Annotated in this window: 14 protein-coding genes and 1 pseudogene; all 15 read left to right on the top strand. The window is 42.8% G+C overall.

Annotated elements, in window-relative coordinates:
- Positions 1-20 precede the first annotated feature (20 nt).
- Positions 21-2,177, top strand: a pseudogene (locus tag ACLN19_RS08520) (DUF445 family protein); the annotation flags it as partial.
- 171 nt (positions 2,178-2,348) lie between these two features.
- Positions 2,349-3,230 (top strand): LPXTG cell wall anchor domain-containing protein, encoded by an 882-nt coding sequence (locus tag ACLN19_RS08515; protein WP_413385338.1) that lies wholly within the window; start codon positions 2,349-2,351, stop codon positions 3,228-3,230.
- Positions 3,231-3,414: 184 nt separating this feature from the next.
- On the top strand, positions 3,415-3,684 hold the full coding sequence (gene rpsO / locus ACLN19_RS08510) for a 30S ribosomal protein S15 (protein ID WP_413385336.1): 270 nt from the start codon (positions 3,415-3,417) through the stop codon (positions 3,682-3,684).
- 197 nt (positions 3,685-3,881) lie between these two features.
- Positions 3,882-6,026: a polyribonucleotide nucleotidyltransferase gene (gene pnp, locus ACLN19_RS08505; protein ID WP_413385334.1), complete on the top strand. Its 2,145-nt coding sequence runs from the start codon at positions 3,882-3,884 to the stop codon at positions 6,024-6,026.
- Positions 6,019-6,768: an SseB family protein gene (locus tag ACLN19_RS08500; protein WP_413385332.1), complete on the top strand. Its 750-nt coding sequence runs from the start codon at positions 6,019-6,021 to the stop codon at positions 6,766-6,768. Before pnp ends, ACLN19_RS08500 begins: the two co-directional genes overlap by 8 nt.
- 8 nt (positions 6,769-6,776) lie before the next feature.
- The gene (gene cysE, locus ACLN19_RS08495) at positions 6,777-7,400 is read left to right on the top strand and encodes a serine O-acetyltransferase (RefSeq protein ID WP_413385329.1); all 624 of its coding nucleotides are present in this window, start codon (positions 6,777-6,779) and stop codon (positions 7,398-7,400) included.
- Positions 7,401-7,423: 23 nt separating this feature from the next.
- Entirely contained in the window at positions 7,424-8,767 is a 1,344-nt protein-coding gene (cysS, locus tag ACLN19_RS08490; RefSeq protein WP_413385326.1) for a cysteine--tRNA ligase, read from the top strand.
- Positions 8,760-9,158: a Mini-ribonuclease 3 gene (locus ACLN19_RS08485; protein WP_413385323.1), complete on the top strand. Its 399-nt coding sequence runs from the start codon at positions 8,760-8,762 to the stop codon at positions 9,156-9,158. Before cysS ends, ACLN19_RS08485 begins: the two co-directional genes overlap by 8 nt.
- A gap of 75 nt (positions 9,159-9,233) precedes the next feature.
- Positions 9,234-9,962 carry a 23S rRNA (guanosine(2251)-2'-O)-methyltransferase RlmB gene (rlmB, locus tag ACLN19_RS08480; protein WP_413385321.1) on the top strand — a complete coding sequence of 243 codons (729 nt, stop codon included), beginning with the start codon at positions 9,234-9,236 and terminating at the stop codon, positions 9,960-9,962.
- Positions 9,959-10,480, top strand: a complete 522-nt coding sequence (locus ACLN19_RS08475; RefSeq protein ID WP_413385320.1) for an NYN domain-containing protein — start codon at positions 9,959-9,961, stop codon at positions 10,478-10,480. Before rlmB ends, ACLN19_RS08475 begins: the two co-directional genes overlap by 4 nt.
- 468 nt (positions 10,481-10,948) lie before the next feature.
- Positions 10,949-11,734 carry a GTP-sensing pleiotropic transcriptional regulator CodY gene (codY, locus tag ACLN19_RS08470; protein ID WP_413385318.1) on the top strand — a complete coding sequence of 262 codons (786 nt, stop codon included), beginning with the start codon at positions 10,949-10,951 and terminating at the stop codon, positions 11,732-11,734.
- Positions 11,734-12,282 (top strand): cysteine hydrolase family protein, encoded by a 549-nt coding sequence (locus ACLN19_RS08465; protein ID WP_413385316.1) that lies wholly within the window; start codon positions 11,734-11,736, stop codon positions 12,280-12,282. Before codY ends, ACLN19_RS08465 begins: the two co-directional genes overlap by 1 nt.
- A gap of 119 nt (positions 12,283-12,401) precedes the next feature.
- A complete protein-coding gene (gene gatC, locus ACLN19_RS08460) occupies positions 12,402-12,704 on the top strand; it encodes an Asp-tRNA(Asn)/Glu-tRNA(Gln) amidotransferase subunit GatC (protein WP_413385314.1) in 303 nt (100 codons plus the stop codon).
- Positions 12,704-14,173: an Asp-tRNA(Asn)/Glu-tRNA(Gln) amidotransferase subunit GatA gene (gene gatA, locus ACLN19_RS08455; protein WP_413385312.1), complete on the top strand. Its 1,470-nt coding sequence runs from the start codon at positions 12,704-12,706 to the stop codon at positions 14,171-14,173. Before gatC ends, gatA begins: the two co-directional genes overlap by 1 nt.
- Positions 14,170-15,612, top strand: a complete 1,443-nt coding sequence (gatB, locus tag ACLN19_RS08450) for an Asp-tRNA(Asn)/Glu-tRNA(Gln) amidotransferase subunit GatB (protein ID WP_413385310.1) — start codon at positions 14,170-14,172, stop codon at positions 15,610-15,612. The genes gatA and gatB overlap by 4 nt, the downstream gene beginning before the upstream one ends.
- The last annotated feature ends 73 nt before the right edge of the window (positions 15,613-15,685 follow it).

The raw sequence follows: 15,685 nt of genomic DNA, 5'->3' as shown, positions 1-15,685 counted from the left end.
GTGAGTCTGTCTCAGAATCTATCTCAGAGTCAGTCAGCGAATCAGTTTCAGAATCCGTTTCAGAGTCGATCTCAGAATCAGTAAGCGAATCAGTTTCCGAGTCAATCTCAGAATCAGTAAGCGAATCAGTATCTGAATCTATCTCTGAGTCAGTAAGCGAATCAGTATCCGAGTCCATCTCAGAGTCCGTGAGCGAATCTGTATCGGAATCAATTTCAGAATCGGTAAGTGAATCCATCTCTGAGTCAGTAAGCGAATCCGTCTCAGAGTCCTTGAGCGAGTCTATTTCTGAGTCAATTTCAGAGTCCTTGAGCGAATCGGTATCAGAGTCCATTTCGGAATCAGTAAGTGAATCGGTATCAGAGTCAATTTCAGAATCAATTAGTGAATCCGTCTCAGAATCCATTTCAGAGTCTGTGAGCGAGTCCGTTTCTGAATCTATTTCGGAATCATTGAGTGAGTCAGTATCAGAGTCGATTTCAGAATCAATCAGCGAATCCGTGTCAGAATCCATTTCGGAATCGGTAAGTGAATCCGTCTCAGAATCTATCTCAGAATCTATTTCGGAATCAGTAAGTGAATCCGTCTCAGAATCCATCTCGGAATCCTTGAGCGAGTCTGTTTCAGAGTCCATTTCGGAATCTGTGAGCGAATCAGTATCTGAATCTATCTCTGAGTCAGTAAGCGAATCAGTTTCCGAGTCCATCTCAGAGTCCGTGAGCGAATCTGTATCGGAATCAATTTCAGAATCGGTAAGTGAATCCGTGTCTGAGTCAATTTCAGAATCCTTGAGCGAGTCCGTCTCAGAATCCATCTCGGAATCCTTGAGCGAGTCTGTTTCAGAGTCCATTTCGGAATCTGTGAGCGAATCAGTATCTGAATCTATCTCAGAATCCTTGAGCGAATCGGTATCAGAGTCCATTTCGGAATCAGTAAGCGAATCGGTATCAGAGTCCATCTCAGAATCCTTGAGCGAATCCGTTTCAGAGTCGATCTCAGAATCAGTAAGCGAATCAGTTTCCGAGTCAATCTCAGAATCAGTAAGCGAATCAGTATCTGAATCTATCTCTGAGTCAGTAAGCGAATCAGTTTCCGAGTCCATCTCAGAGTCCGTGAGCGAATCTGTATCTGAATCTATCTCAGAATCCTTGAGCGAATCCGTGTCAGAGTCAATTTCAGAGTCTGTGAGCGAATCGGTATCAGAGTCCATCTCAGAATCCTTGAGCGAATCCGTTTCAGAGTCGATCTCAGAATCAGTAAGCGAATCAGTTTCCGAGTCCATCTCAGAATCAGTAAGCGAATCAGTATCTGAATCTATCTCTGAGTCAGTAAGCGAATCCGTTTCAGAGTCGATCTCAGAGTCCGTGAGCGAATCTGTATCGGAATCAATTTCAGAATCGGTAAGTGAATCGGTATCAGAATCAATTAGTGAATCCGTCTCAGAATCCATTTCAGAGTCTGTGAGCGAGTCCGTTTCTGAATCTATTTCGGAATCATTGAGTGAGTCAGTATCAGAGTCGATTTCAGAATCAATCAGCGAATCCGTGTCAGAATCCATTTCGGAATCGGTAAGTGAATCCGTCTCTGAATCTATCTCAGAATCCGTTTCAGAGTCCATTTCAGAGTCTGTGAGCGAATCGGTATCAGAGTCCATCTCAGAATCCTTGAGCGAATCAGTTTCCGAGTCCATCTCAGAATCAGTAAGCGAATCAGTATCTGAATCTATCTCTGAGTCAGTAAGCGAATCAGTTTCCGAGTCCATCTCAGAGTCCGTGAGCGAATCTGTATCGGAATCAATTTCAGAATCGGTAAGTGAATCCATCTCTGAGTCAGTAAGCGAATCCGTCTCAGAGTCCTTGAGCGAGTCTGTGTCTGAATCTATCTCTGAATCAATCAGCGAATCCGTTTCAGAGTCAATTTCTGAATCATTGAGCGAATCTGTTTCAGAGTCAATTTCTGAATCCGTGAGCGAATCAGTGTCTGAATCCACTTCAGAATCCGTGTCTGAGTCTATCTCCGAATCCGTGAGTGAGTCCGTATCGGAATCTATCTCTGAATCAATCAGCGAATCCGTTTCAGAGTCAATTTCTGAATCATTGAGCGAATCTGTTTCAGAGTCAATTTCTGAATCCGTGAGCGAATCAGTGTCTGAATCCACTTCAGAATCCGTGTCTGAGTCTATCTCCGAATCCGTGAGTGAGTCCGTATCGGAATCTATCTCTGAATCAATCAGTGAGTCTGTTTCAGAATCCATCTCCGAATCCGTGAGCGAGTCCGTCTCTGAATCTATCTCAGAATCCGTAAGTGAATCAGTTTCAGAATCAATCTCTGAGTCTGTAAGTGAATCAGTGTCAGAATCCATTTCAGAATCCGTGAGCGAGTCCGTTTCAGAATCAATTAGTGAATCTGTATCAGAGTCCCTTTCAGAATCTGTATTTGAATCGACCTTTGAATCGGTTTCCGAGTCTTATACTGAGTCAACGTCTATTTCAGACATCATTGACATTGTCATCCCGTCAGACTCTGAGAGTCAATCTGGTAGTGAGTCCTTCTCAATGTCCGACTCAGCCAGTCACACGCAAAGCGAAAGCACCTCAGAAAGTACAACAAATTCTGAGAGTCACAGCTACACTGAGTCTCAAAGCGCTTCTGTATCGATAAGTGAGTCAGTAAGTCACACCGACTCAGCTAGCCACACGCAAAGCGAAAGCGTCTCAGAAAGTACAACAAGTTCTGAGAGCCAAAGCTACACTGAATCTCAAAGTGCCTCTGTATCGACAAGTGAGTCAGTAAGCCATACCGACTCAGCTAGTCATACGCAAAGTCAAAGCACCTCAGAAAGTACAACAAGTTCTGAGAGCCAAAGCTACACTGAATCTCAAAGCGCTTCTGTATCGACAAGTGAGTCAGTAAGCCACACCGACTCAGCTAGCCACACGCAAAGCGAAAGTGTCAGCTTGTCTGAATCAATGAGTAGTTCAGAGTCCTCACATAACTCTAATGTCATGTCAACCTCTGAGTCCACTAGTCAAACGCCTAGAGAGATGACCTCTCTAACACCACAAGTAACACCTGTGGTTAAGGCTAGTGCAAGAGCTCAAACAAAAGGCAACCATCAATTGCCAAATACAGGTGACGAAACGTCTAACGTAGGACTTTTAGGGCTAGGTACCCTCTTTGGAGCAGCGATGCTTGGCAAGAAAAAGAAAAAACAAGCCGATAAAGACTAGCCTTATGCTTTAGTCTTTAGGAAAAATCAGCTAGATATCTAGCTGATTTTTTTGGATGGGAAAAGTTTTGACAAAGCCTAAGCCTTTTGATAGAATAAAAGAGTCTAGCAGACACACTCTTTCTTGGTTTTAGGACTGCCGACCTAGGACTCGGATAGAGCAGTATATACAAAGGAGAATTCTAATGGCAATCTCAAAAGAGAAGAAAAACGAAATTATTGCACAATACGCACGTCACGAAGGTGACACAGGTTCAGTTGAAGTTCAAGTAGCAGTTCTTACTTGGGAAATCAACCACCTTAACGATCACATCAAACAACACAAAAAAGACCACGCAACATACCGTGGATTGATGAAAAAAATCGGTCACCGTCGTAACCTTTTGGCATACCTTCGTCGTACAGACGTTAACCGTTACCGCGAATTGATCAAATCACTTGGTCTTCGTCGTTAATCTCAAATCAAAGAGCAACCTGTGGGTTGCTCTTTTTTGCGTTCAAAGCCATTTTTAATGCTAAACATTTAGCGCTAAATATGGTAAAATAAGCACGATACGTTGTTTTATGCAAAGTTGAGGAAAGTAGCCTCCTTTCTTGAATTTTGTAGAAAACACGTTATCATGTTTTAAAATTTGAAAAGTTGGAGAATCTTATGTCAAAACACGTCTTTGAAACGACTTTTGCTGGTAAGCCGCTTCGTGTTGAAATTGGTCAGGTAGCCAAACAAGCCAACGGCGCTTGCCTGATTCGCTACGGAGAGTCAACCGTTTTATCTGCGGCAGTGATGTCTAAAAAAATGGCAACAGGGGACTTTTTCCCTCTGCAAGTCAATTATGAGGAAAAAATGTATGCTGCTGGTAAATTTCCAGGAGGCTTTAACAAGCGTGAAGGACGTCCTTCGACGGATGCGACGCTGACAGCACGTTTGATTGACCGTCCTATTCGTCCCATGTTTGACGAGGGCTTTCGTAATGAAGTACAGATCATCAATACTGTCTTGTCCTACGATGAGGATGCTAGTGCCCCTATGGCAGCTATGTTTGGAAGCTCTCTAGCCTTGTCTATCTCTGATATTCCTTTTTCAGGACCGATTGCAGGGGTTCAGGTAGCTTATCAAGACGGTAGCTTTAGCATCAATCCTTCTAAAGCTGAAAAAGAAGGGTCTGCTTTGGAGTTGACCGTAGCAGGTAGTAAAGAGGCTATCAACATGGTAGAGTCTGGGGCTAAGGAGCTCTTAGAAGACATTATGTTAGAGGCTTTGCTAAAGGGACACCAAGCGATTTGTGAATTGATTGCTTTTCAAGAAGAAATCGTAGCTAGCGTTGGGAAAGAAAAGGCAGATGTCGAGCTGCTTGAGGTTGATAAAGACCTAGAAGCAGAGATTATTGGTCAGTATAATGAGGCCTTGAAAAAAGCGGTTCAAGTCGAGGAGAAAAAAGCACGCGAAAAAGCGACAGAAGAGGTCAAAGAAGCCGCAACAGAGCATTATCAGGATCGCTTTAGTGAGCATGAGGATGCTGAGCGTATCATGCGTGATGTTGCTGAAATCTTAGAGCAGATGGAGCATGCTGAGGTGAGACGCTTGATCACGCAAGACAAGATTCGTCCTGATGGGCGTCGTATAGATGAGATTCGTCCTTTGGAGGCAGAGATAGACTTTCTGCCGAAGGTACATGGCTCAGGTCTCTTTACTCGTGGTCAGACCCAGGCATTGTCAGTTTTGACCTTGGCGCCTATGGGGGAGACTCAGATTGTTGATGGTTTAGAAGATGAGTATAAAAAACGCTTCTTACACCACTACAATTTCCCACAATACTCTGTTGGGGAGACAGGGCGTTACGGAGCACCAGGACGTCGTGAGATTGGCCATGGAGCGCTTGGTGAGCGAGCGCTCGAGCAGGTATTGCCAAGTCTTGAGGAGTTTCCATATGCCATTCGCCTTGTTGCTGAAGTATTGGAGTCAAATGGTTCGTCTTCACAAGCCTCTATCTGTGCGGGCACACTAGCCCTCATGGCAGGTGGGGTGCCTATTAAAGCACCTGTTGCTGGTATTGCTATGGGCTTGATTTCAGATGGGACAGATTACACGATTTTGACAGATATTCAAGGCTTAGAAGATCATTTTGGTGATATGGACTTTAAGGTGGCAGGGACTCGTCAAGGGATTACAGCCCTTCAGATGGATATTAAAATCAAAGGTATCACGCCACAGATTTTAGAAGAAGCCCTAGCACAAGCCAAAAAAGCTCGTTTTGAGATTTTAGATGTCTTAGAGACAGCTATCCCTGAGCCACGTCAGGAGTTAGCGCCAACAGCACCTAAGATTGACACCATTAAGATTGATGTAGATAAGATTAAGGTTGTCATCGGAAAAGGTGGCGAGACCATTGATAAAATCATCGATGAGACAGGCGTTAAGATTGATATTGATGAAGAAGGCAATGTCTTTATTTACTCAAGTGATCAAGCAGCTATCAACCGAGCTAAAGACATCATTACTAGCCTAGTGCGTGAAGCTAAGGTGGGTGAGGTCTATCGTGCTAAGGTCGTGCGTATTGAACGATTTGGAGCTTTTGTCAATCTTTTTGATAAGACAGATGCTTTGGTTCACGTATCAGAGATTGCTTGGACACGTACGGCTAATGTGGCTGATGTCTTAGAAGTCGGCGAAGAAGTTGATGTCAAAATCATCAAGGTCGATGAGAAAGGACGTGTGGATGCTTCGATGAAAGCATTGCTTCCTCGACCAAAACCAATCAAAGCAGAGGAAGATGTTAAAGGAGAGACGCATGAGTAAATTTACCGAATTTGATTTTCGTCTGAGAGCATTTATCAAAGACCCAGCGCATTTTCTAAATGGGATTGCTTTTGTGGATGCCTTTCATACCATGACTGTCCTTGCCCCTAAAAAAGCTTATGCTATTACGATTGACGGGCAGAGCGTTACCCCTGTCTTTTCGACAGCAGCTAGCTTAGAAGCTTTCAAAAAAGCGACTAAAAAGGCTAGAAAAATAGCTTTTGAAGAGCGTATCGCTTTTGATGTGTTGGAAGAAGAGATTGCGCAGGGCTATCAAGGCCTAGCCTTTAATCCCAACCAAGAAGACGCTGAAAGTAGCCTTGTTTTTGCTAATGCTGAATTACTACCGTTTATCAATCAAATGACAGGCATTGTCAACACGTTGATGACTGAGGAAAATACAGATGCCGATATTATGGACAAGATGTATTTGGTGCCTGTATATGTGATTCCTAAGAGTGAGGATCGCTTTGAGCGTTTCTTTCCGACCATGATGACACCTGAAGGTAAAAGTTATGTGCCTGCATTCTCAAGTCTTGATAGCTTTGCTAAATGGTACAATAATGATGATTTTGGGGGCTCTTTTAGAGCCAATCAAGGTGTTGTAGTGACTTGGCGTATCAATGATATTTACCGTCCACGAAATGGTGAGGATGATTTGGAAGAGACATTTGGTGTTGCTATCAATCCTTTTGATGAACAGCAAATTTTGGTGGACTGGTCAGACATAGATAGCGAGTGAGGTGAACTATGGGCTGGTTTAGAGAGACCATAGCAGTCGTCAAAGAAAATGACCCAGCAGCAAGGACATCTCTTGAAGTACTTCTAGCCTATCCTGGTGTCAAAGCTTTGCTAGCGCACCGTCTATCACACTTTTTATGGAAACGTGGCTTTAAACTCCTAGCACGTATGCACAGCCAATTTTGGCGATTTTGGACCCAAATCGAGATTCACCCTGGCGCTCAGATTGCAGCTGGTGTCTTTATTGACCACGGTTCAGGCTTAGTTATTGGAGAGACAGCTGTTGTTGAAAAAGGAGTTATGCTTTATCACGGAGTGACCCTTGGTGGCACAGGTAAAGACACAGGCAAACGTCATCCAACAGTCCGTAAGGGCGCTCTGATTTCAGCGCATTCACAGATTATCGGTCCGATTGAAATTGGTGAAAATGCCAAGGTAGGTGCTGCAGCTGTTGTGGTCTCAGATGTCCCTGCGGATGTGACGGTTGTTGGGATTCCAGCAAAAGTGGTGCGAGTGCACGGTCAAAAAGATGCATCTGCTATTCATCAGATAGAAGAAGAGCGTGAGTCTCGCTATTATAGCTCAAAATTAGAGGACTTACGTGACGAGAGCCTGCATTCATCACACCTTTAGACAATGATTAGAAAGAAGTCAAGATGATAAAAATATACGATACGATGACTAGAAGTCTAAGAGACTTTAAGCCTATTAAAGAAAAGGAAGTCAAGATGTATGTCTGTGGACCAACGGTTTACAACTATATCCACGTGGGCAATGCAAGGTCTGTAGTTGCTTTTGATACCATTCGTCGTTATTTAGAATATCGCGGCTATAAGGTTATCTATATCTCTAATTTTACCGATGTAGATGATAAGATTATTAAAGGCGCTAGAGAAGCTGGAATGTCCACTAAGGATTTTTCAGATAAGTTTATCGCAGCCTTTTTAGATGACGTCAAAGCGTTAGGGGTTAAATCTGCGACACAAAATCCTCGTGTTATTGACTATATGGACGACATTATCAGCTTTATTGAGGAGTTGATAGCTAAAGGATATGCTTATCAAAGTGAGGGTGATGTCTATTTTAGAGTTGCCAAATCATCAAACTATGGGCGCTTGGCTAATAAAACCTTGAAAGACCTCGAGATTGGTGCTAGCGGTCGTGTTGATAGCGAGACGGCTCTCAAGGAAGACCCTCTTGATTTTGCGCTATGGAAACAAGCCAAAGAAGGCGAAGTCTCCTGGGATAGTCCTTGGGGCTTGGGACGTCCTGGCTGGCATATCGAATGCTCTGTTATGGCGACTACTCTCTTAGGGGATACCATTGACATTCACGGAGGTGGTGCTGACCTAGAATTTCCCCACCACACCAATGAAATCGCGCAGTCAGAAGCCAAGACAGGTAAGCCTTTTGCCAATTATTGGATGCACAATGGCTTTGTCAATGTGGATAATGAGAAGATGTCTAAGTCTTTGGGCAATTTTGTCACAGTCCATGAGCTTTTAGAAAGTGTTGACCCACAGATTATCCGCTTTTTCTTAGCTACTCAACAATACAGAAAGCCTATCAATTTTACGGAGAAGGCATTACAGGATGCACAGCGCAATCTGAAATATTTAAAAAACACCTATCGCTTACCTATACAAGAAGCTAGTGATGAGGCTGATTTGGAGCAGTTTGTAGCTGATTTTGAGCTAGCGATGGATGATGATTTTAACACAGCCAACGGCATTACAGTTGTCTTTGAGTTTGCCAAATGGATCAACTCAGGGCACTATAGTGAGCAAGTCAAGCGTGTCTTTGCTGACATGTTGTCTGTATTTGGTATCGTCTTTGAAGACGATATTTTAGAGGCAGCTATTGAGGCGAAAATCATGGAGCGTCAAGAGGCAAGGCGTCAGCGTGACTTTGAAAAAGCTGATGCTATTCGTGATGAATTGGCTCAAAAGGGTATTCACTTATTAGATACAAAAGATGGTGTGAGGTGGACACGTGACTAAGGTTGACGTCAATCTCATCAATGGCATTGCCCTAGCTTTTGAAGGAGATGCTGTTTATTCGATGTATATCCGTCGTCATCTGATTTTTCAAGGGTTGACAAAACCCAACAAACTGCATCAAGCGGCGACTAAGTATGTATCAGCTAAAGCGCAAGCTTTTCTAGTTACTAAGTGGTTAGAAAAGGAGTTGTTGACAGCAGAAGAAGAGCTTATCTACAAGCGAGGACGCAACGCGACTAGTCATACCAAAGCTAAAAACGCAGACATCATCACCTATCGTATGTCCACAGGCTTTGAGGCTGTGATTGGCTATCTCCATATGCGTGGTGAGATTAGTCGCTTGGAGACTTTGATAGCATGGTGTATTGACTGTATCGAACATAAAGACTAACCTAGTTAAAGCTAACTAGGTTTTTTATGAGAACTAAAGGTCTAGAACAAGCTTGATTTGTGATATAATAAAAATATGGAAACAAATGATATCGTATATGGACGTCATGCAGTAGCTGAGCGTCTTCGTGCCAATACTGGCAATAAACTCTATATTCAAGATGATTTAAAAGGACAAGCTGTCAAGGAGATGAAGCAACTAGCCGCTGAGAAAAAAGTTGGTATCTCTTGGGTGCCCAAAAAAGAGCTGACAGAGCTCAGCGAGGGTGGTGTTCACCAAGGCTTTGTCCTACGTGTGTCTGCTTTTGCCTATACAGAGGTTGATAGCTTGCTACAAAAAGTGGCTCATGAGGACAATCCTCTTCTTCTTATCCTAGATGGTCTGACGGACCCACATAATTTAGGTTCTATTTTGAGGACAGCCGATGCGACCAATGTCTCTGGTGTGATTATCCCTAAGCACCGAGCTGTTGGTGTGACACCAGTTGTGGCTAAGACAGCGACAGGTGCGCTGGAGCATGTGCCGATTTGTCGTGTGACCAATCTTAGTCAATTATTAGATAAGCTAAAAGCGCAGGGCTTTTGGGTTTTTGGAACAGATATGAAAGGGACACCTTCTCATCAGTGGAATACGAACGGTAAGCTAGCGCTTATCATTGGGAGTGAAGGAAAAGGCATCTCACCTAATTTGAAAAAGCAAGTGGATGAGATGATTACCATTCCCATGAATGGGCATGTCCAAAGCCTAAATGCCAGTGTCGCAGCAGCGCTTTTGATGTATGAAGTGTTTAGAAATCGCCTATGAAAAAGACGCCTATTTTATTGGTTGACGGCTATAACATGATAGCCTTTTGGCAGGAGACAAAGTCGCTTTTTAAGACCAATCAATTGGATGAGGCAAGACAAGTCCTTATCCAAAAACTGAATCACTATGCCCATTTTGAGCATATTGATATTATCTGTGTCTTTGATGCTCACCATGTGCCAGGTCTAAAGCAACAATATGATCAGTATAAGATTTCGGTGGTCTTTACTCAGGAAGATGAGACAGCCGATAGCTATATTGAGCGCTTGGCAGCTGAGCTCAATCAGTCTCGCTTAAATATTGTATCTGTAGCTACCAGTGATCTTAATGAGCAGTGGACCGTTTTTTCCCAAGGGGCACTCAGAGTGTCTGCTAGGGAGTTGGAGCAACGTGTCAATGCCGTTAAGTCAGATCTTGATAAAATGTCGGATCACATTGACTTGACAACCCCTCGCTTAGGGAGCTTTTCAGATCAACAACTGGGTCAACTTCAGGATTTTTTAGACCAGATGGATTAGAGAGATTTTCTTGTCGTAGGAAAATTCTCACTATTGATATCGGATACTTGCCAAAATGCTTAAAAAGGGTTACACTAATAGTGTTTCATAAAAGATAATAAATGCCTGTTGACAAAGCACTAGCCATGTGATATGCTAGGTCGGCTGTGTCTTGGCATGGAGTAAAAGGGAAATAGGCTCTGTCTCAAGTCTCAGAAGCAGAGTCTCTTTTGGAGAGATGAAGTTTAGAATAGTTGCTAGCAAGAGTTAGTCTAGGTGAGAGGTGCCGCATGGTGTTCTCAGAAGATAAAGAAAAAGTCGGTTAAAAATGGATGAAAAGATACCGTATAGCACTGGGCTTATCGGACATTTTTAGCCGGCTTTGCCGTGTCAATGGGAAGTGAACCAATTTTCTGACAATTGTTTGCAATTTATGCTTGGCTTTGATATAATTGAGACGACTATATAAACCAGAAGGAATTTGATAAAATGGCGGATTTACTACAAAAAACACGAAAAATTACCTCTATTTTGCAACGCTCAGTAGAGAGTTTGGATGAGAGTCTTCCTTACAATACTATTGCAGCACAATTAGCTGATATTATCGACTGCAATGCTTGTATCATCAATGGTAGTGGTAGTCTTTTAGGCTATGCTATGAAGTACAAGACAAATAATGATCGTGTGGGAGATTTCTTTGAAGCACGACAATTTCCAGATTATTATGTTAAGGCAGCTAGTCGTGTCTATGACACAGAAGCTAACCTACCGATTGACAGTGATTTGACAGTCTTTCCTGTAGAGTCTAAGGATATTTATCCAGATGGTTTGACAACGATTGCACCTATCTATGGTGGTGGGATGCGTTTGGGGTCTTTAATTATTTGGCGTAATGATAAGGCTTTCAGTGATGATGCTCTTATCTTAGTTGAGATTGCCAGCACCGTAGTTGGTATCCAACTGCTAAACCTTCAGACAGAAAATCTCGAAGAAACCATTCGTCAGCAAACGGCGGTCAATATGGCTATCAATACTCTATCTTACTCTGAGATGAAGGCTGTGGCAGCGATTTTAAATGAGCTTGATGGTCCAGAAGGGCGCCTTACAGCGTCTGTCATTGCAGACCGTATCGGTATTACACGCTCTGTTATTGTCAATGCCCTACGTAAGCTAGAGAGTGCTGGTATCATTGAGTCACGCTCGCTAGGGATGAAGGGAACTTACCTCAAAGTGATTAACGAAGGTATTTATGACAAGGTGAAGGATTATCAATAATGACTAAAGCGCTTATTTCGATTGACTATACCAATGATTTTGTAGCGACAGATGGCAAATTAACAGCAGGAAAAAGAGCTCAAGCTATCGAAAAAGAGATAGTGGATGCAACCCAAAAAGCTTATGAAGCTGGTGATTATATCTTTTTTGCTATTGATGCCCACGACGAAGGGGATACTTTTCATCCAGAAAGCAAACTCTTTCCCCCACATAATATTAAGGGGACAAAGGGGCGCAATCTCTATGAGGGTTTGGGAGTCCTCTATGGAGCTATCAAGGATGATTCGCAAGTCTTTTGGATGGATAAACGCCACTATTCTGCATTTTCAGGGACAGAACTAGATATTCGTCTGCGTGAGCGCGGCGTTGATACGGTTGTTTTGACAGGTGTTTTGTCTGATATCTGTGTGCTTCATACAGCGATTGATGCCTATAATTTAGGTTATCAGATTGAGGTGAAAGAAAAAGCTATTGCTGCCTTGACTGATGAAGCGCATCAGTTTGCTCTGAATCATCTGACAGGTGTTTTAGGCGCTAAAATAGTATAAAACAAGGCGATGTCCTTGTTTTTTTGTCTATAAACTAGCTAAAAACACTTAGCTTATAGAAACGATAAGTCCTAAATATGTTATAATAGAGAAGACTATGTAAATAATGGAGAAAAGACATGAAAATTTCGCAAGAAGAAGTCCGTCATGTTGCCAATCTATCAAAGTTGTCTTTTTCAGATGAAGAGACAGCTGCATTTGCAACAACTTTGACAAAGATTGTGGACATGGTTGAATTGTTGAATGAAGTGGATACAGAAGGTGTCGCCATCACTACCACCATGGCTGACCAAAAGACGGTTGTACGTCAAGACATTGCCCAAAAGGGTGAGGATAGAGACCAACTTTTTAAAAATGTGCCTGAATCTAAGGACTACTATATCAAGGTGCCTGCCATCTTAGAAGACGGAGGAGATGCTTAATGACTTTGACGCATAAAACAATTGATGAGCTACATCAGCTCTTAGTCGATAAGACGATCTCAGCAACTGAGCTGACTAAGGCGACGCTTGAGGCTATCAAAGAGCGTGAAGGAGCTGTGGATTCTTTTATCACGATTTCAGAAGAAGCTGCCCTTGCCCAAGCAAAAGCTATTGATGAGCGTGGTATTGATGAAACAAATGTTATGAGTGGTATTCCCATTGCGGTTAAGGACAATATCTCAACCAAGGGTATCCTAACAACAGCAGCTTCTAAAATGCTTTACAACTACGAGCCTATCTTTGATGCGACAGCAGTTGAAAAAGTGTATGCTAAGGATATGGTTGTCATCGGAAAGACCAATATGGATGAATTTGCCATGGGTGGCTCTACTGAGACCTCTTACTTTAAAAAGACTAAAAATGCTTGGGATCAGACTAAGGTGCCAGGTGGTTCATCAGGTGGTTCGGCGACAGCAGTTGCTTCTGGGCAAGTTCGTTTATCACTAGGTTCTGATACAGGTGGTTCTATCCGCCAACCCGCCTCTTTTAATGGTATTGTCGGTATGAAACCTAGTTATGGACGTGTCTCACGTTTTGGCTTGATTGCCTTTGGTAGTTCGCTTGATCAGATTGGTCCTTTTTCACAAAATGTCCGTGAAAATGCGCAGTTATTGAATGTCATTGCGGGGCATGATCCTAAAGACTCAACGTCTTCACAGCAAACAATCGGTGATTTTACAGCGAAGATTGGTCAAGATATCAAGGGCATGAAAATCGCTCTTCCCAAAGAATATTTGGCAGAAGGTATTGCACCAGAAGTGAAAGAGACCATTTTAAAAGCAGCTAAGCAGTTGGAAAACTTAGGGGCTATCATCGAGGAGGTCAGCCTACCACATAGTAAGTACGGCGTGGCTGTTTATTATATTATTGCTTCGTCAGAAGCGTCCTCTAACCTTCAGCGCTTTGATGGTATCCGCTATGGTTATCGTACGCCAAACTATACTAACCTAGACGATATTTATGTTAATACACGCTCAGAAGGCTTTGGTGATGAGGTTAAGCGTCGTATCATGCTGGGGACGTTTAGTTTGTCATCTGGTTATTATGATGCGTACTATAAAAAAGCAGGTCAAGTTCGTAGCTTGATTATTGAAGATTTTAGGAAAGTCTTTGATAACTATGACTTGATTTTAGGGCCTACGGCACCAAGTGTGGCGTATGATCTAGACTCACTCAATCACGATCCTGTGGCGATGTACTTAGCTGATATTTTGACGATTCCTGTCAACCTAGCAGGCTTACCTGGTATTTCGATTCCTGCTGGCTTTGTAGATGGTCTGCCAGTTGGTATGCAGCTAATTGGGCCAAGATATAGTGAAGAGACGATTTATCAAGTGGCAGCTGCTTTTGAGGCAACGACAGATTATCATAAGCAAAAGCCAAGCATTTTCGGAGGTAGCAACAAATGAACTTTGAAACTGTCATCGGACTAGAAGTCCATGTGGAGCTAAAGACTAATTCTAAGATTTTCTCGCCGTCGCCTGCTCACTTTGGTGAAGAGCAAAATGCCAATACTAATATTATTGACTGGTCATTTCCAGGTGTCTTACCTGTGATGAATAAAGGGGTTATTGACTGTGGTATTAAAGCTGCGCTAGCGCTTAATATGGACATTCACCAAAAGATGCACTTTGACCGCAAAAATTACTTCTATCCAGACAATCCCAAAGCTTATCAAATCTCACAATTTGATGAGCCGATTGGTTACAACGGTTGGATTGAGATTGAGTTAGAAGATGGCTCTACCAAGAAAATTCGTATTGAGCGTGCTCACTTGGAAGAGGATGCTGGAAAAAACACCCACGCAACAGACGGCTACTCATATGTTGACCTCAACCGTCAAGGTGTTCCTTTGATTGAGATTGTCTCAGAAGCGGATATGCGCTCTCCAGAAGAAGCCTATGCTTACCTGAGTGCTCTCAAGGAAATCATCCAATACACAGGTATCTCAGATGTCAAGATGGAAGAAGGCTCTATGCGCGTGGATGCTAACATCTCCCTACGCCCTTATGGTCAAGAAGCTTTTGGGGTCAAGACAGAGTTGAAGAACCTCAATTCCTTCAACAATGTTCGAAAAGGACTTATCTATGAGGAAAAACGGCAAGCCCAAGTCCTACGCTCAGGAGGACAAATCCAGCAAGAAACACGCCGTTTTGACGATACGACAGGTGAGACGATTTTGATGCGTGTCAAAGAAGGAGCATCGGATTACCGTTATTTCCCAGAGCCTGACCTACCTCTTTTTGATATTTCAGACGAGTGGATTGAGACGATTCGAGAGGAACTTCCAGAGTTTCCAAAAGAACGTCGTGCTAGATACATGGCTGAGTATGGACTAAGCGCTTATGACGCTGGTCAGCTTACGGCTAATAAAGTAACCTCAGACTTCTTTGAAAAAGCACTTGCTCTAGGCGGAGATGCTAAACAAATTGCCAACTGGCTCCAAGGCGAAGTCGCACAGTTTTTAAACGCTCAAGGCAAACAGCTAGAAGAGATTGGCTTGACTCCAGAGAATCTTGTTGAGATGATGAGCTTGATTGAGGATGGCACGATTTCTTCTAAGATAGCTAAAAAAGTCTTTGTCCACTTAGCCAAAAATGGTGGCTCAGCTAAGACTTATGTCAAGGAAGCAGGTTTGATTCAGATTTCAGACCCAGAGGTCTTGATACCGATTATTAATCAAGTCTTTAAGGATAATGAAGCGGCAGTGAACGACTTTAAGTCTGGCAAACGTAATGCCGACAAGGCCTTTACAGGATTTTTGATGAAAGCAACGAAAGGTCAAGCCAACCCACAAGTCGCCCTAAAACTATTGGCTCAAGAATTAGCAAAATTAAAAGAAGATTAAAAACATCTCTCAGCTTTGTGAACGGCTCCCTGTCAAGTAGACAGTCAAATAATAAAAGATATTAAGCAACCTG

The sequence above is a fragment of the Streptococcus lishijunsis genome (genome assembly GCF_047290665.1).
GTDB lineage: Bacteria > Bacillota > Bacilli > Lactobacillales > Streptococcaceae > Streptococcus.
Note: the sequence above shows the minus strand (reverse complement) of the source record. Positions and strands in the feature narration are given on the sequence as shown.

What these genes read in the sequence shown, in the direction of transcription:
- ACLN19_RS08475 (WP_413385320.1), top strand. Translation starts at nt 9,959, where the DNA reads ATGAAAAAGACGCCTATTTTATTGGTTGACGGCTATAACATGATAGCC.
- codY (WP_413385318.1), top strand. Translation starts at nt 10,949, where the DNA reads ATGGCGGATTTACTACAAAAAACACGAAAAATTACCTCTATTTTGCAA.
- ACLN19_RS08465 (WP_413385316.1), top strand. Translation starts at nt 11,734, where the DNA reads ATGACTAAAGCGCTTATTTCGATTGACTATACCAATGATTTTGTAGCG.
- gatB (WP_413385310.1), top strand. Translation starts at nt 14,170, where the DNA reads ATGAACTTTGAAACTGTCATCGGACTAGAAGTCCATGTGGAGCTAAAG.
- rlmB (WP_413385321.1), top strand. Translation starts at nt 9,234, where the DNA reads ATGGAAACAAATGATATCGTATATGGACGTCATGCAGTAGCTGAGCGT.
- cysS (WP_413385326.1), top strand. Translation starts at nt 7,424, where the DNA reads ATGATAAAAATATACGATACGATGACTAGAAGTCTAAGAGACTTTAAG.
- cysE (WP_413385329.1), top strand. Translation starts at nt 6,777, where the DNA reads ATGGGCTGGTTTAGAGAGACCATAGCAGTCGTCAAAGAAAATGACCCA.
- pnp (WP_413385334.1), top strand. Translation starts at nt 3,882, where the DNA reads ATGTCAAAACACGTCTTTGAAACGACTTTTGCTGGTAAGCCGCTTCGT.
- gatA (WP_413385312.1), top strand. Translation starts at nt 12,704, where the DNA reads ATGACTTTGACGCATAAAACAATTGATGAGCTACATCAGCTCTTAGTC.
- ACLN19_RS08500 (WP_413385332.1), top strand. Translation starts at nt 6,019, where the DNA reads ATGAGTAAATTTACCGAATTTGATTTTCGTCTGAGAGCATTTATCAAA.
- gatC (WP_413385314.1), top strand. Translation starts at nt 12,402, where the DNA reads ATGAAAATTTCGCAAGAAGAAGTCCGTCATGTTGCCAATCTATCAAAG.
- rpsO (WP_413385336.1), top strand. Translation starts at nt 3,415, where the DNA reads ATGGCAATCTCAAAAGAGAAGAAAAACGAAATTATTGCACAATACGCA.